18 protein-coding genes and 1 pseudogene are annotated in these 21,791 nt (G+C 72.3%); 6 read left to right on the plus strand and 13 right to left on the minus strand.

The genetic code is table 11. The annotated features are described in order from the left end of the window. Window positions 1–14 precede the first annotated feature (14 nt). The 4 genes from OG883_RS24465 to OG883_RS24480 all read right to left on the minus strand — a co-directional run bounded on the left by OG883_RS24465 (window position 15) and on the right by OG883_RS24480 (window position 5,303). Window positions 15–920 carry a ribonuclease Z gene (locus tag OG883_RS24465; protein ID WP_266544641.1) on the minus strand — a complete coding sequence of 302 codons (906 nt, stop codon included), beginning with the start codon at window positions 918–920 and terminating at the stop codon, window positions 15–17. Window positions 921–926: 6 nt separating this feature from the next. Further along, entirely contained in the window at window positions 927–1,286 is a 360-nt protein-coding gene (locus tag OG883_RS24470; RefSeq protein WP_266549396.1) for a histidine triad nucleotide-binding protein, read from the minus strand. A 168-nt stretch (window positions 1,287–1,454) separates the two neighbouring features. After that, window positions 1,455–4,649 carry a S41 family peptidase gene (locus OG883_RS24475; RefSeq protein WP_266544644.1) on the minus strand — a complete coding sequence of 1,065 codons (3,195 nt, stop codon included), beginning with the start codon at window positions 4,647–4,649 and terminating at the stop codon, window positions 1,455–1,457. A gap of 45 nt (window positions 4,650–4,694) precedes the next feature. After that, window positions 4,695–5,303 carry a hypothetical protein gene (locus tag OG883_RS24480; RefSeq protein WP_323180961.1) on the minus strand — a complete coding sequence of 203 codons (609 nt, stop codon included), beginning with the start codon at window positions 5,301–5,303 and terminating at the stop codon, window positions 4,695–4,697. 112 nt (window positions 5,304–5,415) lie between these two features. Between OG883_RS24480 and OG883_RS24485 the strand changes: the two genes are divergently transcribed. Both OG883_RS24485 and OG883_RS24490 read left to right on the plus strand, forming a co-directional pair. Beyond that, window positions 5,416–5,775, plus strand: a complete 360-nt coding sequence (locus OG883_RS24485) for a hypothetical protein (RefSeq protein ID WP_266544649.1) — start codon at window positions 5,416–5,418, stop codon at window positions 5,773–5,775. 112 nt (window positions 5,776–5,887) lie between these two features. Beyond that, a pseudogene (locus tag OG883_RS24490) lies at window positions 5,888–6,007 on the plus strand (IS5/IS1182 family transposase); the annotation flags it as partial. A 61-nt stretch (window positions 6,008–6,068) separates the two neighbouring features. Here the strand turns inward: OG883_RS24490 and OG883_RS24495 are convergent. Then, window positions 6,069–6,521 carry a pyridoxamine 5'-phosphate oxidase family protein gene (locus OG883_RS24495; protein WP_266544652.1) on the minus strand — a complete coding sequence of 151 codons (453 nt, stop codon included), beginning with the start codon at window positions 6,519–6,521 and terminating at the stop codon, window positions 6,069–6,071. Next, window positions 6,518–6,874, minus strand: a complete 357-nt coding sequence (locus tag OG883_RS24500) for a VOC family protein (RefSeq protein ID WP_266544654.1) — start codon at window positions 6,872–6,874, stop codon at window positions 6,518–6,520. Before OG883_RS24500 ends, OG883_RS24495 begins: the two co-directional genes overlap by 4 nt. A gap of 132 nt (window positions 6,875–7,006) precedes the next feature. Here OG883_RS24500 and OG883_RS24505 point away from each other — a divergent pair, with 132 nt between their 5' ends. Next, complete coding sequence (locus OG883_RS24505) at window positions 7,007–9,802, plus strand: LuxR C-terminal-related transcriptional regulator (RefSeq protein WP_266544657.1); 2,796 nt, start codon at window positions 7,007–7,009, stop codon at window positions 9,800–9,802. A 126-nt stretch (window positions 9,803–9,928) separates the two neighbouring features. On the opposite strand, the gene OG883_RS24510 is transcribed toward OG883_RS24505, so the two are convergent. From OG883_RS24510 to hrcA, 4 genes are all read right to left on the minus strand, one after another. Continuing rightward, window positions 9,929–10,672, minus strand: a complete 744-nt coding sequence (locus OG883_RS24510) for a 16S rRNA (uracil(1498)-N(3))-methyltransferase (RefSeq protein ID WP_266544660.1) — start codon at window positions 10,670–10,672, stop codon at window positions 9,929–9,931. Beyond that, window positions 10,669–11,745: a nitronate monooxygenase gene (locus OG883_RS24515; protein WP_266544663.1), complete on the minus strand. Its 1,077-nt coding sequence runs from the start codon at window positions 11,743–11,745 to the stop codon at window positions 10,669–10,671. Before OG883_RS24515 ends, OG883_RS24510 begins: the two co-directional genes overlap by 4 nt. Before the next feature lie 663 nt (window positions 11,746–12,408). Continuing rightward, the gene (dnaJ, locus tag OG883_RS24520; protein WP_266544666.1) at window positions 12,409–13,545 is read right to left on the minus strand and encodes a molecular chaperone DnaJ; all 1,137 of its coding nucleotides are present in this window, start codon (window positions 13,543–13,545) and stop codon (window positions 12,409–12,411) included. Continuing rightward, window positions 13,546–14,568 carry a heat-inducible transcriptional repressor HrcA gene (gene hrcA, locus OG883_RS24525; RefSeq protein WP_266549398.1) on the minus strand — a complete coding sequence of 341 codons (1,023 nt, stop codon included), beginning with the start codon at window positions 14,566–14,568 and terminating at the stop codon, window positions 13,546–13,548. A 176-nt stretch (window positions 14,569–14,744) separates the two neighbouring features. On the opposite strand from hrcA, the gene OG883_RS24530 reads away from it, so the two are divergent. Together OG883_RS24530 and OG883_RS24535 are read left to right on the plus strand one after the other, a co-directional pair. Continuing rightward, on the plus strand, window positions 14,745–15,476 hold the full coding sequence (locus tag OG883_RS24530; RefSeq protein ID WP_266544669.1) for an MBL fold metallo-hydrolase: 732 nt from the start codon (window positions 14,745–14,747) through the stop codon (window positions 15,474–15,476). Between the two features lie 10 nt (window positions 15,477–15,486). Next, the gene (locus OG883_RS24535; protein ID WP_266544672.1) at window positions 15,487–16,311 is read left to right on the plus strand and encodes a DUF3097 domain-containing protein; all 825 of its coding nucleotides are present in this window, start codon (window positions 15,487–15,489) and stop codon (window positions 16,309–16,311) included. Between the two features lie 16 nt (window positions 16,312–16,327). On the opposite strand, the gene OG883_RS24540 is transcribed toward OG883_RS24535, so the two are convergent. The 3 genes from OG883_RS24540 to OG883_RS24550 form a co-directional block, all read right to left on the minus strand. Then, entirely contained in the window at window positions 16,328–16,897 is a 570-nt protein-coding gene (locus OG883_RS24540; RefSeq protein ID WP_266544673.1) for a Uma2 family endonuclease, read from the minus strand. Window positions 16,898–16,997: 100 nt separating this feature from the next. Beyond that, window positions 16,998–18,239 carry a radical SAM family heme chaperone HemW gene (gene hemW / locus OG883_RS24545; protein WP_266544675.1) on the minus strand — a complete coding sequence of 414 codons (1,242 nt, stop codon included), beginning with the start codon at window positions 18,237–18,239 and terminating at the stop codon, window positions 16,998–17,000. Window positions 18,240–18,447: 208 nt separating this feature from the next. Next, window positions 18,448–20,421 carry an ATP-binding SpoIIE family protein phosphatase gene (locus OG883_RS24550; RefSeq protein WP_266549399.1) on the minus strand — a complete coding sequence of 658 codons (1,974 nt, stop codon included), beginning with the start codon at window positions 20,419–20,421 and terminating at the stop codon, window positions 18,448–18,450. Window positions 20,422–21,019: 598 nt separating this feature from the next. On the opposite strand from OG883_RS24550, the gene OG883_RS24555 reads away from it, so the two are divergent. Then, on the plus strand, window positions 21,020–21,604 hold the full coding sequence (locus OG883_RS24555) for a two-component system response regulator (RefSeq protein WP_266544678.1): 585 nt from the start codon (window positions 21,020–21,022) through the stop codon (window positions 21,602–21,604). The last annotated feature ends 187 nt before the right edge of the window (window positions 21,605–21,791 follow it).

Consider the following 21,791-nt stretch of genomic DNA (forward strand, 5'->3'; position numbering starts at 1 on the left):
GGCGGGTACGGGTGTCAGATCCGTTTGGGTACGGCGATGCGCCACAGGTCCTGGGCAACGCTCAGCTCGCCCTCGAACCCGGCCGCGCGTGCCTGGCGCTCGAAGTCGTCCGCGTCGCTGTAGCGCTGCGAGAAGTGCGTCAGGACAAGGTGCCGTACGCCCGCGTCCCGCGCCACTCGCGCCGCTTGTCCTGCGGTCAAGTGCCCGTGTTCCACGGCCAGTTGTTCGTCCTCGTCGAGGAACGTCGACTCGATGACGAGCATGTCGCAGCCCTCCGCGAGCGCGTACACGCCCTCGCAGAGCCGGGTGTCCATCACAAAGGCGAACCGCTGGCCGCGGCGGGCCTCGCTGACGTCGTCCAGAGTCACCCCGCCGAGCGATCCCTCGCGCTGCAGCCGGCCCACGTCGGGTCCCTTGATCCCGTGCGCGGCCAGCTTCCCGGGGAGCATCCGGCGGCCGTCGGGCTCGACGATCCGGTAGCCGTACGACTCGACGGGGTGCGAGAGCCGGTGGGCTTCGAGGGCGTACGAGGGGGACTCGGCCAGCACCCCGTCGGCGGCGACCGGCGTCTGGGTGAGCCGCACCGACTCGCGGTACGCCGTCGCGTACCGCAGCCGGTCGAAGAAGTGCTGCCCGCTCGCCGGGTAGTGGGCGGACACCTCGTGCGGCACCCGGTCGAGGTTGATCCGCTGGATCACCCCGGCGAGACCGAGCGAGTGGTCGCCGTGGAAGTGCGTGACGCAGATGCGGTTGATGTCGTGCGCGGCCACACCGGCCCGCAGCATCTGGCGCTGGGTGCCCTCGCCGGGATCGAAGAGGATGCCCTCGCCGTCCCAGCGCAGCAGATAGCCGTTGTGGTTGCGGTGCCGGGTCGGGACCTGGCTGGCGGTGCCGAGCACGACCAATTCACGTACGGACAAGGCGCTTTATCCAGGAGGCCAGGCGAGGCCGCGGCCGGCCAGCAGATGTGCGTGGGCGTGGAACACGGTCTGTCCGGCGCCCGCGCCGGTGTTGAAGACGATGCGGTACCCGGCCTCGACGGCCTTCTCCTGGGCGGCGACCTCGCCCGCCTCACGCAGCAGATCGGCGGTGAGCTGCGGCTCCGCGGCGGCGAGGGAGACGGCGTCCGGGTAGTGCGCCTTGGGGATGACCAGAACGTGGGTCGGCGCCTGGGGGTTGATGTCGCGGAAGGCGACGATGGTCTCCGTCTCCCGTACGACGGTGGCCGGCACCTCCCCCGCGACGATCTTGCAGAACAGGCAGTCAGCCTGCGGTTCTCCCGCCATGCCGGGGTCCTCCTCGCGTGTGGCCAGTACGTCCGTCATCGTATCGGCCACACCACCCGGAGCCGGGCGCCCCTGCCCATCGCCGCGGCGGACAGCCACAACGCCGCCCACGGGCAGCCGCCCGCCGGCCGCGGCCGGCCCTCGGCCGCGGCCACACCCCGCGCAGGCCTACCGCAGTTCCGGTGGCGTCTTCGCCGGGTTCTCGGCGAGCACCGCCAGTGCCATCCGGATCGCCTCGTCGAGCTGCGGGTCCCGGCCCGCCGCATGGTCCTGGGGGGCCATCACCACCTCCACGTCCGGGTCCACGCCGTGGTTCTCCACGCCCCACTCGTAACCCTCCAGCCAGATCGCCCACTTGGGCTGGGTCACCAGCGTGCCGTCGACCAGGGAGTACCGGCTGTCGATGCCGACAACGCCGCCCCACGTCCGTGTCCCCACCACCGGACCGATCCCCAGCGCCTTGATCGCCGCGTTCACGATGTCGCCGTCCGAGCCCGAGAACTCGTTCGCCACCGCGACGACCGGGCCGCGCGGCGCGTCCTGCGGATAGCTGAACGGCTGCATGCCGCGCGGCAGGTCCCAGCCCACGATGCGGCGCGCCAGTTTCTCGACGACGAGCTGCGAGGTGTGGCCGCCGCGGTTCTCCCGTACGTCCACCACCAGACCCTCGCGGGCCACCTCGACCCGCAGGTCGCGGTGGATCTGGGCCCAGCCCGGCGCCTGCATGTCGGGCACGTGCAGATAGCCCAGCCGGCCCCCGGACTGCTGATGGACGTACGCGCGCCGGCCGGCGACCCACGCGTGGTACCGCAGTGGCTCCTCGTCGGCCAGCGGTACGACGACGGCGTGCCGCGGATCGCCCCCGCCCGCCGGGGAGATGGTCAGCTCGACGGGCTGGCCGGCCGCGCCGACCAGCAGCGGCCCGGGACCCGCGACCTCGTCCACCGGCCGGCCGTCCACCGCGAGGATCGCGTCCCCCGGGCGCACCGCGACGCCCGGCGCGGCCAGCGGTGAGTGGGCGTTCGGGTCGGACGTCTCGGACGGCAGGACGCGGTCGATGCGCCAACTGCCCTCCGCCGAGCGGGAGATGTCGGCGCCCAGCAGCCCCTGCCGGGTCGAGCTGTTCCCGTACCCGCCCCGGGGCGTGACATAGGCGTGCGAGGTGCCGAGCTCGCCCTGGACCTCCCACAGGAGGTCCATCAGATCGTCGTGCGTGGCCACCCGCGAGAGCACCGGGCGGTAGCGGTCCAGAACGCCGTCCCAGTCGACGCCACCGAGGTCGGCACGCCAGAAGTTGTCGCGCATCAGCCGTCCGGCCTCGTCGTACATCTGCCGCCACTCGGCGGCCGGATCGACACGGCTGCGTACCCGTGTGAGGTCCACCGTGATGTTGGTGTCGCTGTCCTCGTCGCGCGATGCCCTGCGGTCGCTCGGTACGACCTTGAGTTTGCCGTCGGTGTACAGCAGCACCCGCTTGCCGTCGCCGCTGACCCCGAAGTGGCCCGCGTCCGCGGACAGTTCCTCGATGCTCTGCTGGACCAGGTCGTACCGCTCCAGCGCGGATTTGGGCCCCGGGTCGTCGGGCGTGGCACGGGTCGCGCCGAGGACGCCGTGCAGCGGGTGGCGCAGCCACAGCAGCCCGTCCTTGGCGGCGCGCAGCGTGGAGTAGCGGGCGGCCTCGACCGGGAACGGAACTATGCGGTCGGCGAGACCGTCGAGGTCGATGCGGGTGACGGGGACGCTGCTCTCCTCGCCGTCCTGCTGATTGTCCTTGTCGGCCTCGAAGGCCCGCCCGTGACGCTGCGGCCCGAAGGGCGAGGGCGTCGTCGCGGCGAGCGTGATCAGGTGCGGGCGGCAGCCGCCGACGAAGGCGAGGTCGAAGACATGCGTGTCGTAGACCGGGTCGAAGGCGCGCTCGGAAAGGAAGGCAAGGTGCTTCCCGTCCAGCGTGAAGGCGGGCTGGAAGTCCGCGAAGCGCAGCGGGGTGGCCTCGGCCACCGACAGATCAGCGGTGTTGGCGAGCTTGAGGTGACGCAGCGGCGACGGCCCGGGGTGCGACCAGGCGAGCCAGCCCGAGTCGGGCGAGAAGACAAGCCCGTTGGCCTCGCCGTGCTCGCTGCGGTCGACCTCGCGCACCTCGCCCGACTCCCGCTCGACGAGCAGCACCCGGCCGTCGTGCGAGGCGACGGCGGCCCGGCTCCCGTCGGGGGCGACGGCGAGGCTCAGTACGCGGCCGAGCCGGCCCGCAGCGAGCCTGCGCGGTGCGGCGCCGGGCGTCGCCCCGGTGGCCGGGGCGAATTCGAGGGCGTCGTCGCCCTCGGCGTCGGTGACCCAGACGACATGTTCCTCGCCCTCGACGCGGAAGGTGCGGGGCAGCCTGGCCCGTACGCCCGGCTGCGCGGCGAGCGAGCGCGCGGGACCCTCGCGGTGGGTGACCCAGTGGATGCCGCCGCGGATCTCGACGGCGCTGCCGCGTCCGGTGTGATCGGGCGCGGCGGTGCCGAGGTGGCGGGCGGCCGTGACGGGGCGGGGCCGCAGATCGGTGCGCTGGCCGCCGAGGCGGATGTCGAGGCGGCGGGGCTCGGCCGCGTCGAGGTCGTCCAGCAGCCAGAGTTCACCGGCCGAGGCGTAGGCGACGCGGGTCCCGTCGGTGGCGGCATGGCGGGCGTAGAAACCGTCCAGGCCGGTGTGGCGGCGCAGATCCGCTCCGTCGGGCAGCGAGGAGTAGACGGCCCCGACGCCTTCGTGGTCGGAGAGGAACGCCATCCTGTCCCCCACCCACAGCGGATACTCGATGTTCCCGTCGAGCTCCTCGTGGACGCGGACGAACTCGCCCTCGCCCGCCCGGTCGATCCACAACTTGCCTGCCGTGCCGCCCCGGTAGCGCTTCCAGGCGGCGGCCTCGCGCCCCATGGTGACCGAGAGCAGCAGGATGTGCGGCCCGTACGCCACATCGCCGACGGGCCCGTACGGCAGGACGGTGGCGGGTCCGCCGTCGAGCGGCACGGCCCGTGCCCAGCTTCGGCGCAGCGAGGCCTGGCCGTACGTACTGATGGCGAGGACCTCGCCGTCCGGGGTCCAGCCCCGTACGGAGGTCCTCCCGCTCCCCCAGTACGTCAGACGGTCCGAGGGGCCGCCCTCGACGGGCGCGACATGCACCTCGGGGGCGCCGTCGCGGAGCGAGGACCAGGCGATGTGCGCGCCGTCGGGCGAGATCCTGGGGTGGTTCACCGGAACGTTGTCGGCACTCACGCGCCACGCCCGGCCGCCGTCGAGCGGCGCGACCCAGACGTCGTCCTCTGCGGTGAAGGCGATCAACTCGCCGTGGAGATGCGGATACCGGAGGTAGGCAGGGTGCGTCACACGATCACCCTAGGCATGTGGACGCGGCACGGTCAGCAGTTTCGATCACTTGTGGCCGGGATCGGTTGTCGCGGTGACGGTAACGGTCACGGTCGTGGTGGGCCCGGGCGGCGCGGTGGGCGGCCGGTGGGTGACGGGCGGGGTATACGGGGGAGTCCGCGTCGAGGTGTGCGTCGACGTGTGCGTCGGTTCGGCGGCGCAGTTGCCGAGCACACTGGCCCGGAAGACGACTTTGCCGTCGATCTTGGCAATCAGGTCGCCGCGTACGCATCTCCCGGAGCGCTCCTCGGTCACGTTGCCGGTGAGCGTGATCTCCTGACCGGATCCGGTCTCGCCCTGGCAGTCGACGGTGGCCACGCTGCGGCCGGAGGGCGACGTGGATCCGGTCCCGGACGATCCTGTCCCGGACGATCCGGTCCCGGACGCGGACTTGGACGCCTTGGCTCCGACTTTGAGCGTCGCCGTACAGCTGAGCCAGCGCACATCGAAGTCCAGGCGTTCGAGCGTGCTGGTCGCCGTCTTGTCGGTGGTGATCGCGACGGCGACGGCGCTCACCCCGTCGGCCGCCGACGGCTCGCACGCCGCCACACCCACAACTGCCGCACCGGCGGCGCCGATCGCGGCCAGGGTCCGCCGGTGGAGTGCTTGTCTCATGGCCCCCATGAGTGGCAGCCTCCCACCGTACTCACGACTGCGGTAGACCGCTTGCGGCCACTCGCCGGAAAACCGGCGGCCGGAAGCGGACCGGAAAACGTACGCTGACGGCATGGGAGCCACCCGAAGAGTCAGGCGCCTCGTTGTCGGCGACACTGTCCACCTGTGGTCGGTACGGCACCGGCACCACGACCAGACCGGCGAACACTGCGCCGAAGTGCTCTCGCTGCTGCGCGAGGGCACACAGGCACGGCTGCGGCTCGTCTTCCAGGCAGGGCCCGGCCGGTTCACCCCCGGCGCGTACATCCCGTCGGGCGGGGTGGCCGACGACCGGGACCACTGGCTCAACCTCCACAAGCCGGGCGTCGTACGCCGCTTCGTCGACGAGGCCGAGGCGCGCGGGATCCTGCCGGCCGCCAACGAGACGGTGGAGCTGGACGGCTGGCCGCTGTTCGACGCGATCTGCGCCTAGGGCCTGGCTCTCACGGCCTGTCTCTCAGGCCTGTCTCTGGCGGGACCTTCCGGACGTGCTCGGCCCGTTCCGGAAAACCGCGCACGCGCGCCTGCTGCGGTGGGCGCTCGCCCTCGGGCGGTCCCGAGGCGGCCCGAGCACCGAGGTCCGCCTGGCCGGCGACTCCCGCGCCCGGCCGCCGGCGATCACCGTGACCGCCGGACAAGCCGGTGACGCACCTGCGTTCCTGCCATCCCGAGCGTGATCAGTGGGGTGGCTTCGGCTCGGGGAGCCGCTGGTGCCCGGCCGGGATGTCAGACCAGCCAGCGGCCGTCGCGCAGCAGCGCGCGGTCGGGCAGCTCGTTCTCCTCGCGCCAAGCCTGGACGCGGCGCGGGGTGATACGGAACCAGCGGTACGGCGTGGCCAGGGCGCGCGGGTCGAAGCCGGTGCGCGCGGCGAACCGGTCACCCCGCTCCTGCGGCAGTGCGTCGATCTCGAGGACCTCGACCTCGCCCTCGATCATGGACACGTCGCGGGTGTGGCCCAGCCCCAGCCGAGTGGCCCGGGTAGCGGCCATGTTCCTGCCGGTCGGGCTGTCCGTCGGGGTGGCCACCAGCAGCGCCTCGCCGTCCCAGTCGAAGGACAGCGGCACCAGATGCGGTACGCCGTCCGCCGAGGCACTGGCCACCCAGACGTCGATGTCGTGGGTGAGCCGGTGCTCGGTGTCGCGACGGCGCCGATCGCGGGAGCGGGGTTCGGAATTCATCGGTCCTGAAGCAGCCCGAGAAGGTTGCCATCGGGGTCGATGACAGTGGCCACCAGGCGGCCGCCCCCGACGTCGTGCACGGGCTCCTTCACGGCGGCGCCCGCGGCGGTCACCTCGGCCAGCTTCGCCTCGATGTCCGTCACGTGCCAGTGCGCCAGCGGCGAGGTCAGACCCTGCGGTCCACCGCCCGGCAGCAGTCCGATGGACTGGCCCTCGGCCTCGAAGCCGACGTAGTAGGGCGAGTCGGTCTGCGGCGGGACGCCGAGCAGAGCGGCGTACACGGCCTTGGCCTTCGCCAGGTCGGACACGGGATGCAGCACGGTCTTGATTCCCTGGGTGGAAGAACCGGTCATGGTCACTCCTGTGGTTGTGGGTCACGGTCGACCCGGTCGTGTCTGGCTCGTTCTCTGTGGTCACAGCCTCTCCCGGCCGAGGGGTGGCCCACCTCCGTGCTGACCACGGAAAGCACCACGGATAATGAGTCGGTGTCCAATCCAGTGGTCTCGGCTCGAGAAGCCGAAGTGCTCGCGCTGCTCGGGGAGTACCTCAGCAACGCGGAGATCGCCGCGCAGCTGTTCATCTCCGTACGCACGGTCGAGTCGCACGTCTCCTCGTTGCTGCGCAAGCTGGAGGTGCCGGATCGACGGGCGCTCTCCCGGCGCGCGGCCGAGCCGGCTCGCGCCGAGCGGTCGCCCTCGGCGCCCGGCCTCCCGGCACCGCTGACGGCGTTCATCGGCCGGGTGCGGGAGCGCGGGAAGTTGGCCGAGGCGGTGAAGGCACATCGCCAGGTGACCGCGGTCGGTCCGGGTGGGGTGGGAAAGACGCGGCTCGCGCTGGCGGTGGCAGCGGAGCTGGCCGGCGACTTCGCCGACGGAGTGTGGTTCGTCGACCTGGTCCCGATCACCGATCCGGGGCGGGTAGGGGCGGCGGTCGCGGCGGCCGTGGGTGTGGGCGAGCAACCCGGGCGCGGCATCGACGAGTCGGTGCTGGCCGCACTGGCGGATCGTCAGGCGCTGCTGGTGCTGGACAACTGCGAGCAGGTACGCGACGGGGTGGCGCCGTTCCTGGAACGACTACTGGCGGCCTGCCCGCAGTTGCGGGTGCTCACGACCAGCCGGGCCCGGATGATGGTGCCGTTCGAATGGGTCTTCCCGGTCCCGCCGCTGTCGCGGGTCGGCGGCGGCGAGTCGGAGGCCGTGACCCTGTTCATGGATCGGGCGGCGGCGGTCGGCCGGCCGCCGGATCCGGCGGTACGCGACCAGGTCGCGGCCGTCTGCGAACGCCTCGACGGCATGGCGCTGGCGATCGAGCTGGCGGCGGCGCGGTGCCCCACGCTCGGGCTGGACGGCCTCACGGCCGGCCTCTCCGACCAACTGCGGATCCTCGCCGGCGGACCCCGCGCCGACGACAGGCACCGGTCGGTGCGGGCGGTGCTGGACTGGAGCCATGACCTGCTGGACCCGCAGGACCGGGCGCTGCTGCGGCGGGTGTCGGTTTTCGTCGTGCCGTTCACCGCCGAGGCGGCCGCCGAGGTGGCCGGGTTCGCCCCGCTGGATCCGGCCGCGGTTGCCAACGGGCTCGGCAGGCTGGCCGAGCAGAGCCTGCTCGCCGTGACACCGTCCGCGGCCGGCACCCGGTACCAGGCGCTGGAGACCATCCGTCAGTACGGGACGGAGCGGCTCGCCGACGCCGGCGAGCTGCTGAACGTCCGATCTCGCCATGTCGGTTGGTGCTCGGCCGGCGCGACCGCCCTCGCGGGAGCCGGCGGCGCGGACTGGCGCGCCCGGTTCGACGCGCTGGCAGAGGATCTCCGGTCCGCCCTCACCTGGGCCGCCGGCCGGCCGGAGCAGCGCGTGGACGCCTACCGTCTCGCCCTGTGCATGGCCGAGCTGACCTTCACCCGCAACCTGCTCGGCGAGGCCCAACAGCGGTACGAGCAGGCGGCCGTGCTCGCTGTCGACGCCGCCGGTGCCGCGGCGCTGCGGCAGGCCGCCGGGGTGGCCGGGTGCCGCAGGCTCGGTGACGACATGTTCCGCCTGCACCGTGCCGCCGGGGAGGCCGCACGCCGGGCCGGGGACCTTGCCGGTGCCGGCCGCGACCTGGCGGCCGCCGCCACCATCGCGTACCGCTTCTCCAGTGAGTTCACGCAGATTCCCCCGGTGGACGAGGTGACCGCCATGCTCGCGGCAGCGCGGGAGCTGGCCGGCGATGACGACCCGGCCGCCGAGGCGGCTGTCGCGCTGGCCGAGGCGGCGGTGGTCGCGGACGCGTTCGGCGCGGTCCAGGGAGCCACGGACAACACCGTGGAGGAGACGGTCGCGCGCGCCCAACAGGCAGTCGAGCTCGCCCGGCGCGCGGGCGACCCGGTGGCCGAGTCGGCCGCCCTCGACGCGCTCTCCGGCGCCCGGAGCTGGTCCGGTGAGGCCTTCGCCGCCGCAGCTGCCGCCCGGCGCCGGATTGACATCCTGGCCTCGGCACCGCGTACCCCGGCCAGTACGCACGAGCTGATGGACGCCCTCGCCATGGCCGCCGGAACCGCCCTCGGCGTGGGTGAGCTGCCGGAAGCCCGCCGGTGGGGCAGGCAGCTCGCCGACCAGCCGCTGCTGGCCGAGGTGGGCCACTACTCCATGTCCTGGCTCCTGGTCGCGGATGCCTTCGCCGGCAATGTCGACGAGGTACTCACGGGCAGCGTGAGATTCCTCGATGCGTGGGAGCAGAGCAGCCGGCAACGGTCGTTCTCTCTCGGCCCGGCCGCCGCGTCGATCGCGATGATCCACGGCTTGCGCGGCGACCACGACGCCCGGGCAACCTGGCTCGCGGTCGTCGACCGGGCGGGCACCACACCGGAGCACCGCTACGGCTATGGTGCGGTCCTCGACGCCATGGTCCTGCTCCATCACGGGGACGCGAGCGCGGCGCTGGAGCGGGTCGCTCCGGAGCCGGATCAGGTGTGGAAGTGGGTCAGCTGGATCTGGCTGCACTGGTATGTGGCGCTCAGGGCGGAGGCGGCGGTGCTCGCCGGGCACCCGGACGCCCGGGACCGGGTCGATGCCGCCCGGGTCATGGTCGCCGGCAACCCGGTTGCCACCGCCCAGGTGCACCGGGCGGAGGCGCTGCTCGACGGCGATCTGCCGCGGCTGCTCGCCGCCGCGGACGCGTTCGGTGCGGCCGGCTGCCGCTACCAGTCGGCGCGCACGCTGCTGCTCGCCGGGGGCGAGCATGCCGCCGCAGGCACAGCCGCGTTCACCGGCCTCGGCCTCGCGCCCGGGGCCGTCCGGTAGCCGTGGCGTCGACACCGACCGCCGGGCGCCCTCCTGGGGACGGTCCCGCGTACCGTCCGCCGAGCGGCCACTCGGTCTGCCGGCTGTTCACTGCTGACGACCAGCCTCGGCAGGCGGCAGGAAGCCCTAGGACCAGCGGCCGGTGCGTCCCAGCAGGAGCGCCGTGGCGGCGGTGCCCGCCGTCGACGTACGCAGCACGCTGCCGCCCAGCCGGTAGGGCTTCGCGCCCGCTTCGGCGAAGGCCGCCAACTCCTCGGGAGACACGCCCCCTTCGGGCCCGACGACCAGCACGATCGAACCTTCGGCGGGAAGCCCGGCGGTGGCCAGCGGCTCGGCGCCCTCCTCGTGCAGCACCGCGGCGAAGTCCGCTTCGGCGAGAAGTGCCGCGACCTGCTTGGTCGTTGCGGCGTCCGCGACCTCGGGGAAGCGGAGCCTGCGCGACTGCTTGCCCGCCTCACGCGCCGTGGCCCGCCACTTGGCCAGGGCCTTCGCTCCCCGGTCGCCCCGCCACTGCGTGATGCAGCGCGCGGCGGCCCAGGGCACGATCGCGTCCACGCCGGTCTCCGTCATGGTCTCGACGGCGAGTTCGCCGCGGTCGCCCTTGGGGAGTGCCTGAACGACGGTGATACGGGGCCTGGGTTCGGGCTCCGTCGGAAACTCGAACGGCTCGACGATCAGCTGGTCCTTGCCCACGACCCGCACGACGACACCGGCTGCCCCGCGCCCCTGGCCGTCCGTGAGCACGATGCGCTCGCCGGACTGGAGCCTGCGTACGGAGACGGCGTGCCGTCCCTCGGGCCCGTCCAGGGTGAGGATCGAACCGGGTCCGACGCCCTCGAGGGACTCGACAACGAATACGGGCGCGGTCATCGGGCGCCGCCGCCCAGAGCCAGGGCGGCTCGCGCGGAGTCCGTTTCGGCGGCGAGGACCTCGACAAGCCGACCTGCGGGCAGCTCGCGCGCCATCCGGTGTCCCTGGCCTGCCCAGAGCGCCATGCCCTGGGCGTCGCCCGCCTTTGCGGCGGCCTTGCGCAGGCCACTCGTCAGATGGTGCACCTCGGGGTAGGCGACGGGGGCGTACGGGCCGTGCTCCCGCATGAAGCGGTTGACGAGGCCACGGGCGGGGCGGCCGGAGAAGGCACGGGTGAGTTCGGTGCGTACGAACAGCGGGTTGGTCATGGCCTGCTTGTGCAGCACGTTGGCGCCGGACTCCGGGCAGACCAGGAAGGCGGTCCCGAGCTGCGCCGCGCTCGCGCCTGCCGCCAGCACGGCGGCGATCTGGCCGCCGCGCATCAGGCCGCCGGCGGCGATGACCGGCAGCTGTACGGTCTCGCGGACCAGCCCGACGAGCGAGAGAAGCCCGATTCCGGCCCCGTCGGTGGCGGGGTCGTCGCGGTGGGTGCCCTGGTGTCCGCCGGCCTCGATGCCCTGCACGCACACGGCGTCGGCACCTGCCCACTGCGCGTCCAGCGCCTCTTCGGGCGTGGTGACCGTCACGACGGTGAAGGTGCCGGCCTTGGCGAAGGAGTCGAGCACCTCGCGCGTCGGGCAGCCGAAGGTGAACGAGACGGCCGGAACGGGGTCGTCGAGAAGGATGGCGAGCTTGGCCTCGTATCCGTCGTCGCGTCCGGAATCGGGGTCGCCGAGGGGGGTCTCGTACCAGGCGGCCTCACCGGCGAGCTGCTGCCGGTAGACACCGACGGCGGCGGGGTCGGCGGTGCCGGGCTGCGGCATGAAGAGATTGATGCCGAAGGGGCGGGAGGTGAGCCCGCGGACCTGTTTGACCTCCTGGTACATGCCGTCCGCGGTCTTGTACCCGGCGGCGAGGAAGCCGAGACCACCGGCGTCGGAAACGGCCGCGGCCAGCTGGGGACAGGAGGCGCCGCCCGCCATGGGGGCCTGCACGATCGGAAGACGGCAGAGATCGGTCAGTGCGGAGGACATGCAGGCATGGTGCCATGCCTCTCACGGACCGCCCGAATCGGGAGTTCCGGGTGCGGCTCGGGGGTGCTCTTCCCCTGCTCGCCCCTTCGCCCGCCCCTTCCCGATCCGGGGCAAGCCCCGGTCCCCCAGCCCTTTGTGAGGGGCTGCTGGGGGTCACGGGACGCTCCGCGCAGCGGGGCGACGAGCTGCCGAGCCCGGGAGACCTGCACGGGCGGTGCGGAGGGCACGCACCCGCGTGCCAGGCGCAGCCGCCGGCGGCGAGCAACGCGGCAGAACAACCGCACGACCCCCGCCAGGCGGACGGACCACCCACGGCCGCGCACCTGCCCGCTGTGCAACACGGGCGGTGCGGGTGGGAATCACAGGCCACCGTCAGGCAGGCCCAGGCGCGGGCGCCGACCCGGGTACGTCACAGGCCGCCGTCAGGCGCGCGGGCACCAACGCGGCGCGGGAGGACCCGCGCCTGCCCCGCTACTCAACACGGGCAGTGCGGGTGGGAATCACAGGCCACCGTCAGGCAGGCCCAGGCGCGGGCGCCGACGAGGCGAGCCGCCGTCAGGCAGGCGCGGGCGTCGACCCGGGCGCGTCACAAGCCGCCGCCGTCAGGCGGGCCCGGCGCGGGAGGACCCGCGCCTGCCCGCCACCCGCCACCCGTACTCCCGCCTACCGGCCGTTGAACGCGTCCTTCAGCCGCGAGAACAGCCCCTGCTGCCCCGGCTGGAACTGGCCCGTCGGCCGCTCCTCGCCCCGCAGCTTCGCCAGATCCCGCAGCAGTCGCTCCTGGTCCGCGTCCATCTTCGTCGGCGTCGTCACCTCGACGTGCACGATCAGGTCGCCACGCCCGCCGCCCCGCAGATGCGTGATGCCGCGCCCGTGCAGCGGGATCGACTGGCCCGACTGTGTGCCCGGGCGGATGTCGATCTCCTCCACGCCGTCGAGCGTCTCCAGCGGGCACTTCGTGCCCAGCGCCGCCGCCGTCATCGGAATCGTCACCGTGCAGTGCAGATCGTCGCCGCGCCGCTGGAAGACCGGGTGCGGCAGTTCGTGGATCTCGACGTACAGATCACCCGCGGGGCCACCGCCCGGGCCGACCTCGCCCTCGCCCGCGAGCTGGATCCGCGTGCCGTTGTCGACGCCCGCCGGGATCTTCACCGTCAGCGTGCGGCGCGAGCGGATACGCCCGTCACCCGCACACTCCGGGCACGGCGTCGGCACGACCGTGCCGAAGCCCTGGCACTGCGGGCACGGCCGCGAGGTCATGACCTGGCCCAGGAAGGACCGCGTCACCTGCGAGACCTCACCGCGGCCGCGGCACATGTCGCAGGTCTGCGCCGAGGTACCCGGCGCAGCGCCCTCGCCGCTGCAGGTCGTACAGACCACAGCGGTGTCGACCTGTATGTCCTTCGTCGTACCGAAGGCCGCCTCGCTGAGCTCGATCTCCAGACGGATCATGGCGTCCTGGCCCCGTCGCGTACGCGACCTGGGCCCCCGCTGCGACGCCGTCCCGAAGAAGGCATCCATGATGTCGGAGAAGTTCCCGAAGCCACCGGCTCCGAAGCCACCCGCGCCACCGCCGCCCGCCTGGGACAGCGGGTCGCCGCCGAGGTCGTAGACCTGCTTCTTCTGCGGGTCCGACAGCACCTCGTACGCCGCGTTGATCTCCTTGAAGCGCTCCTGCGTCTTCGGGTCCGGATTCACATCCGGGTGGAGCTCACGGGCGAGCCGGCGGAAGGCCTTCTTGATCTCGTCCTGGGATGCGTCGCGGCGTACGCCGAGTACGGCGTAGTAGTCGGTGGCCACTTAGGACTCCGCCAGGATCTGTCCGACGTAACGTGCCACTGCGCGTACCGCTCCCATCGTTCCGGGGTAGTCCATGCGGGTCGGTCCGACCACGCCGAGTTTGGCAACTGCCTCGTCGCCCGAACCGTAGCCGACGGCGACCACGGAAGTGGAGTTGAGGCCCTCGTGGGCATTCTCATGACCGATACGTACGGTCATGCCCATGCCCGAGTCATTGGCTTCGCCGAGCAGCCGGAGAAGCACCACATGCTCCTCCAGCGCTTCCAGCACCGGCCGGATGGTCAGCGGGAAGTCGTGCCCGAAGCGGGTCAGATTGGCGGTGCCGCCGATCACCAGCCGCTCCTCGGTCTCCTCGACCAGGGTTTCGAGCAGGATCGCGAGCACCGTGGAGACGGTGCCGCGGTCCTCCGGCTCGAAGGAGTCGGGAAGGTCCTGCACCAGCTGCGGCACATCCGCGAAGCGGCGGCCGACGACCCGGCTGTTGAGCCGGGCCCGCAGGTCGGCGAGCGAGGTCTCGCCGAAGGGCGCGGGGCAGTCGATCATGCGCTGTTCGACCCGGCCGGTGTCCGTGATGAGCACGAGCATCAGACGGGCGGGCGCGAGGGAGAGAAGCTCCACGTGCCGGACCGTGGACCGGGTCAGCGAGGGGTACTGGACGACGGCGACCTGCCTGGTCAGCTGCGCCAGCAGCCGTACCGTACGGCCCACCACGTCATCCAGGTCCACCGCTCCGTCCAGGAAGTTCTGGATGGCGCGGCGCTCGGGCGACGACAGCGGCTTGACGCCCGCCAGCTTGTCGACGAAGAGCCGGTATCCCTTGTCGGTGGGGATCCGCCCGGCACTCGTATGAGGCTGGGCGATGAACCCTTCCTCCTCCAGCACTGCCATGTCGTTACGGACCGTCGCCGGAGACACACCGAGCTTGTGCCGCTCGGTCAAGGCCTTGGAGCCGACGGGCTCCTCGGTGCCGACATAGTCCTGGACGATGGCGCGCAGCACTTCGAGTCTGCGTTCGCTGAGCACCGCGCACACCTCCAGCTGTGGTTCCTCGGCGACTGCCTGGCACTCGATAGATCCGAGTGCCAGCATTCTCCCCGGCCAGTGTACGGCCGAGGGGTACTCCCCCAGCAAGGGCGGGCAGCCGGGGCGACCGATCACGCTACCGCGACGCCGCTGGTCGTTGCCGATAGCGTCGCGGTATGGACGTCAGTTGGGAAGACTTCGGCTGGGAGCGGTTGGCCGACGGGGTGGGCCGTCGCCGCATGCCGATCTGGGACGCGACCATCGGATTGATCGCCGGTGAGGACGCCGTCCTCCTGTACGACACGGGCTCCACGGTCCGTGAGGGCGCCGAGCTCCGCGCCCAGGCACAGGCACTGCTGGGCGGCCGCCGGGTGACGCATATCGCACTGAGCCACCCCCACTTCGACCATGTGCTGGGCACCGCGGCGTTCTCGGGGGCAGAGGTCTACGGCGCGGTGGGCGTGGATGCGCTGATGAGACGGGAACGGGAGGAGATCCGCGACACCGCCGTACGGCACGGGGTCCCTCTGTCCGCGGCCGCCGAGGCCATCGACGTGCTGGTGGTGCCGCACCATCTGGTGTGCGGCGAGTGGACGCTGGAGCTGGGCGGGCGCCAGGTATTGCTGGCCAATGTCGGCCCCGGTCACTCCGGGCACGATCTGGCGGTGCTGGTGCCGGGCGGCCCGGGAAGCCCGGAGGTCGTCTTCTGCGGCGATCTGGTGGAGGAGTCGGGCGAACCGCAGGCGGGCCCGGACGCGATCCCGTCCCGCTGGCCGGCGGCGCTCGACCGGCTGCTCTCCCTGGGGGGCGAGGACGCGGTGTACGTCCCCGGGCACGGAGCCGCGGTCGACGCGGCGTTCGTACGCGCGCAGCGGGATGTGCTGGCGGCGCGCTTCGGCGTATCGTAGCGTCGGCCAAATGCGCAGCTACAGCCCGGATTTGACCCCGCCCTGGAAGAAGTCGCAGCCCGCCCCCGAGGTCCCGGCCGATCCCGATCTGGTCGTGGAGGACGTGGGCACGGGCTTCTGCGGTGCGGTGATCCGTACGGAGAAGACGGCGGAGGGCCCGACGGTCACGCTGGAGGACCGCTTCGGCAAGCACCGGGTCTTCCCGCTGGTCCCGCGCGGCTTCCTGCTGGAGGGCCGGGTGGTGACCCTGGTCCGCCCCACGGCGGCAGCTCCTGCGTCGGTCCGGCCGGCCCGTACGGCCTCCGGCTCGGTCGCGGTCCCGGGAGCACGGGCCCGGGTGGCGCGCGCCGGCCGTATCTATGTCGAGGGCCGCCACGACGCGGAGCTGGTGGAGCGGGTCTGGGGAGACGATCTGCGGATCGAGGGTGTGGTCGTGGAGTACCTGGAGGGCATCGACGACCTGCCGTCGATCGTCGCGGACTTCGCCCCCGGCCCGGACGCGCGCCTGGGGGTGCTGGTGGACCATCTGGTTCCCGGCTCGAAGGAGTCCCGTATCGCGGGCCAGGTCGCCGGCGACCACGCGCTGGTCGTGGGCCATCCGTACATCGACGTGTGGGAGGCGGTGAAGCCGTCGTCGGTGGGGATCCGCGCATGGCCGGTGGTGCCGCGGGGCCAGGACTGGAAGACGGGGGTGTGCCGTGCCCTGGGCTGGCCCGAGAACACGGGCGCGGCCTGGCAGCACATCCTGTCCCGGGTCCACTCCTACCGGGATCTGGAGCCGGAGCTGCTGGGGAGGGTCGAGGAGCTGATCGACTTCGTGACGGCGCCGGACTAGACCGGACCGGACCGGACTAGAGACGCGGAAGGGTCCGGAACCCGGACGTCTCCAGGGTCAGATCGAGCACGTCGACCGGCATGGGGTCACCGAACTTGACCGTGCGCTCCACCTGGTACTTGGCCTCGTCGCCCGCACCGACCGGTTCGGTGTGAAGGACGCACGTGGCCGCGAAGGGGTCCACGAGCAGATAAGCGGGCACCTGACCGGCCGCGTACATCGACGGCTTGAGCCGGTAGTCGCGGTCGGCGCTGGTCTTGGAGACCACCTCCAGGACCAGCGTGACCGCGGGGGCGGGGATGAGCCGGCCGGGGCCCTCGAAGGCCCCGTGCTCGTAGACGACGAGGTCCGGCTGCGGTTCACTCGACTCGCCCGGGATGGCGATGTCCTGTGTCTGGAGCGGGTACCAGCGGTCGAGCGGAATCTGCCTCTGGACGAACAGAACGATCATGTTGTGGACCCAGTCAGGCCCGGCCATCATCACGATTTCCCCCCGCAGGAGCTCCGCCTTGAAACCCTCGGGAACGTCGAGGTTCTCGAAGATCTCAGCAATCGATGCAACAGGTCGGTCATCCACAGCGGTCATCTCCGTGGCCCTCCTCATCCGCCGCATTCTTTGAGCAGCAGGCTAGGGCCAGCCTAGGCAGGTACACCGCCGATCCGCAGGGGTTCACTCCGGAGAGTGATCAGTCCACCAGGTCCCGCACCACGGCATCCGCCAGCAGGCGTCCCCGCAGGGTCAGGACCGCGCGCCCCTGCTCGTACGGCCTTTCCTCGAGCAGCTCGTCGGACAGGGCACGGCGCGCCGCGGCGAGGCCCTGGGGGCGCAGCAGCTCCAGCTCGCAGCCGTCCCGGAGCCGGAGCTCCAGCAGGATCCTCTCCACCCGGCGGTCCTCCGCCGAGAGGAGCTCGCGGCCCGCACCCGGGGAGCGGCCCTCCGCGAGCGCCGCCGCGTACGCGCCGGGGTGCTTCACGTTCCACCAGCGGACCCCGCCCACATGGCTGTGCGCGCCGGGGCCGGCGCCCCACCAGTCCGCGCCGCGCCAGTAGAGCTCGTTGTGGAGGCAGCGGCCCGCTTCCGTCGTGGCCCAGTTGGAGACCTCGTACCAGTCGAAGCCCGCCTCCCGCAGCACCGAGTCCGCGATCAGATATCGGTCCGCGTGGACGTCGTCGTCGGTCATCGGGACCTCGCCCCGGCGAATGCGCCGCGCCAGCTGCGTGCCCTCCTCCACGATCAGCGCGTACGCCGAGATGTGGTCGGGGCCCGCGCCGACCGCCGCCGCGAGCGATGCCCGCCAGTCGTCGTCGCTCTCCCCCGGGGTGCCGTAGATCAGGTCGAGGTTCACATGGTCGAACCCGGCCGCCCGCGCCTCCGCGACGCACGCCTCGGGCCGGCCCGGCGTATGGGTACGGTCCAGCACCTTCAGCACATGCTGCCGAGCGCTCTGCATCCCGAACGAGATCCGGTTGAAGCCCCCGGAACGCAGCTCCGCCAGATACGCCGGGTCCACCGACTCCGGGTTCGCCTCGGTCGTGATCTCCGCGTCCTCCGCGAACCCGAACTCCTCGCGGACCGCGTCCAGCATCCGTACAAGATCACTCGCGGCGAGCAGCGTCGGCGTACCTCCCCCGACAAAGACCGTGCGGACCGGACGTGGGTCGTCTCCCAGGACCTTCCGGGCCAGCCGCACCTCCTCCGCGACCATCTCGGCATAGTTGTCACGGGAGGCCAGCACGCCGCCCGAGCCGCGCAGCTCGGTCGCCGTGTAGGTGTTGAAATCGCAGTAGCCACAGCGCGTCGCGCAGTACGGCACATGCAGATAGAAGGCGAGCGGCCGGTCCCCGGCGCCCTGGAGGGAGGATGCGGGCAGCGACCCGTCCTCGGGCATGGGCTCACCATCGGGCAGTACGGAAGGCATGCCCCCCATTGTCCGTCACCTCGCGAGGAACCTCGGACCGCTCGTCTCGGACCGGCCACCTCGGACCGGCTACGTCGAACCGTTTCGCCCTCGGCCCGGGCACGCCGGACGGGCCACACCAGAGCGGTCACACCAGAGCGGCCACACCAGAGCGGTCACCTCGGCCGGGCCGTCCGCCCCGCGCCGCTCGGCCCGCGCCTCGTCACCGTCCGGACCGTCACTGCGCCTGGAGCACCAGCAGCGCCAGATCGTCCTCCGGCGGCGCCTCGGCGAACTCGTACACCGCCTGCTTGATCCGCTCCGCGACCCCCTGCGCGGTCAGGCCCGCGCACCCCGCCAGCACCTGCGCCAACCCGTCCCCGTCGTCGAACATCCGCGGCCCGGAGCGCCGCTCCGTCACCCCGTCCGTCACACAGAGCAGCGTGTCGCCGGGCTCCAGGTCGAAGGTCTGGCTCTGGTACGCCACATCGTCGACGACCCCGAGCAGCACCTGCGACTCGGCGGCCGTCACGACCCTGCCGTCGGGTCGCAGCAGCAGCGGCAGCGGGTGCCCGGCGCTCGCCAGGGTGCACCGCACACCCCCACCGGCCCGCGGCGACGGCACCAGCTCGCCGTAGAGCAGGGACAGGAACCGCGCCTGCTGCCCCTCCGGAACGCCCTGACCGCCCTGCCCGCCCGCCGCCGCGACCATCAGCGCGGCCGACTCCGCCGCCTCCATGGCGTCGTCGAGAAGCAGTCCGTTGAGGCGGTCGAGCACCTCGCCGACCTGGTAGCCCTCGCGGGCGAGCAGCCGCAGCCAGGGCCGGGCGAGGCCGGTGACGACCGCGGCCTCGGGGCCGCTGCCCTGGACGTCGCCGAGCATGAAGCACCAGCGGCCGGCCGTGCCGGCGGCCGGGAAGATGTCGTAGAAGTCACCGCCCGCGACGCCGTCGTCGCTCGGCTCGTAGATCAGGAAGCGGTCGACGCCCGGGATCTGGCCGACCTTGCTGGGCAGCAGTCCGCGCTGCAGGACCCGGCTGATGGTGGCCTGCCGGGTGTACTGACGGGCCGCGCTGATCGCCAGGGCGACCCGCCGCGCGAAGTCCTCGATCAGCGCGGTCACTTCGTCGGGGACACGCGCCAGCCCGTGCCGTGCGACCAGCAGGGTGCCGAGCCCGCGTCCGCCGGCGACCAGCCGGTAGGCCAGCGCCGTGCCCTCACCCGCGCCCGGCTCCCCCTCACCGGGCCAGGGGATCGGCACGGGCCCGTTGCGCGGGCTGTCCGGCAACAGCGGCGGCTCCTTGTCCAGGACCTCGCGCAGCTGCTCGATACGGGCCTCGTCGGTGTGCCAGACCCGGGCCAGCCGTGACGCGGCCCCCGCTCCGCCACCCTTGCCCCACCCCGAGCGTCCCGCCTCGCCGTCCAGCCAGATCGCGCACCAGTCGGCGAGCCGCGGCACCAGCAGCTGTCCGGCGAGCGCCGCGACCAGGTCCTCGTCCAGCTGTCCGGCAAGCAGATCGGAGGCCTCGGCGAGGAAGGAGAGGGCGCCGCGGCTGATCCAGTCCTGATCGTCGCGCACGGTGCGCCGGGGCGAGGGGGCGAGGATCTCGGCGGCGCGCAGCCCGCGTTGCAGCGCGGGTTCGGCGCCGGGAAGCGGGCAGGCGTCCCAGCCGTCGACGGGCAGCCGAGCCCAGACGGCCTTGAGGGCACCGAGGTAGGTGATGCCCCAGCGCTCGGCGAGGGCGCCGACGAGCTGGAGGCCGCGCCCGTACTCGGGGGTGCCGGAATGTTCCGCGTCGCCCTGCGGCTCGCTGCGTACGGTCCTGGCCGGGTGGTGGTCGGAGACCTCGATCACCAGCGCGGCGGGCTCGCCCTCCGCCGACTCCTCGAGCCTGCAGAGCAGTTCGACGGTGGTGCCCGCGTGCACGACGGCGTTGGTGACCAGTTCATTGACGATGAGTACGGCATCGTCCGCGAGCCGGTCCGTACTGTGCTGTCCCGGTGGGCAGCCCCCGCTCCCCCGGCAGAACGCGCAGGTGGCGAGCAGCCCGAGGTTGGTCCAGTCGGCAAGGGCGGCCCGCACGAAGCGGCGCGCGGCCGACGGCGCCAGGGGATTGCCGGGCAGACTGGTGCGCGCGACCGACCGCAGGTCACCCCTGAGCGGGTACAGCGGTGTTGAACGGTGGCCTGTGTGAACGGTGTCGCGCTGCATCGGAATTGGCCCCACGGTGCGGCTCCTGGTCGGTTCTGGCAAATGCGCCGCTTATGACACCGACAGAGTGACAGACTGAGCCCGCCCATAAGCGTCGAGTCACCGAAGTGGGCGAATATGAAGAGAGACCGCGCGCTGCCGCCCGCCCGGCCGGCTTCCTGGCGGGCCGGCCGGCCCGCCTTCGACGGGGGCGCCGACGAACTGACACGGGCGCGCAGGAAAGCCGTACGGCACGGTCGGCCGGACGACCCGGCTGTCCCTGTTCACGGGCGACGTGGCCCGGGTCGCGCGGCAGGTCGGCACCGAGGGCGCACCGAGGGCCGGCTCGGCGGGCGCGCCAAGGTGCAGGGGCTCTCGAGTACGTACCGAAGAAGCCTGGGGACGTGGACCGTGTGCTGACCGTCGTCTGCGCCCTCCTGGACCCGGAGCGCAGGACGGCGGATCCGGACGGCACGTCGTCCGCCGGACCACCGGCAGTCGCACGGCAGGCAGTCGCACCACCCGCACCACCGCACCACCCGCAGCACCGCAGCACCGCAGCACTCAACCGGCATTGGGGAGCCGGCTGTCCCTCCGACGATCACGTGAGGCAGACACGATGAGCACAGAGGCGACCACCGCCGACCGCGCGAGCATCCTCCTCGTGGACGACATGGAGGACAATCTCGTTGCCCTGGAGGCTGTCCTGGGGGCCCTCAACGAGCCGCTGGTCCGGGCGCGTTCCGGGGAAGAGGCGATGAGGGCCCTGCTGCTGCAGAAGTTCGCGGTGGTGCTGCTGGACGTCCGGATGCCCGGCATGGACGGCTTCGAGACGGCGTCCAGCATCAGGCGGCTCGACCGGACGAAGGACGTCCCGATCATCTTCCTGACCGGGACGGAGGCCGACAGCGGTTATGCGTTCCGGGGGTACGCCACGGGGGCCGCGGACTTTCTGACCAAGCCCTTCGACCCCTGGATACTGCGCGCCAAGGTCAATGTGTTCCTCGATCTGCACCGCAAGAACCGCCAGTTGGAGCGGTTGCTCGCGCAGGATCAAGGGCAGCTCGGCCAGATATCGGCGCGCCTGACCGCGATAGAGAGCGAACTGGGGCGGAGCGGCCCGGACGATGTGCCCGAGGTACGCGGGCAGCTGACCCGGGTGGAGGAGATCCTGAAGGAACTGCAGCGCGGGCGGAGCCAGTAAGGGCTCTCATCGCCGACGGAACTTGGTTTCCAGCCTCGTCGGCGATGGAGAAGCAGGGGCCGGAGCGAGCCCCGGGCCGGGGGAAGGGGCGGGGTGAGGAAAAGCCCGGCGGGCGCGCCCGCCGGTCAGCCCCTGTGCCTCGCGCCCTCACGCCCTGACGCTCGCCCCTGCACCTCACGCCCTCACG

Origin of the sequence: Streptomyces sp. NBC_01142 (assembly GCF_026341125.1) — a bacterium.
Taxonomy (GTDB): domain Bacteria; phylum Actinomycetota; class Actinomycetes; order Streptomycetales; family Streptomycetaceae; genus Streptomyces.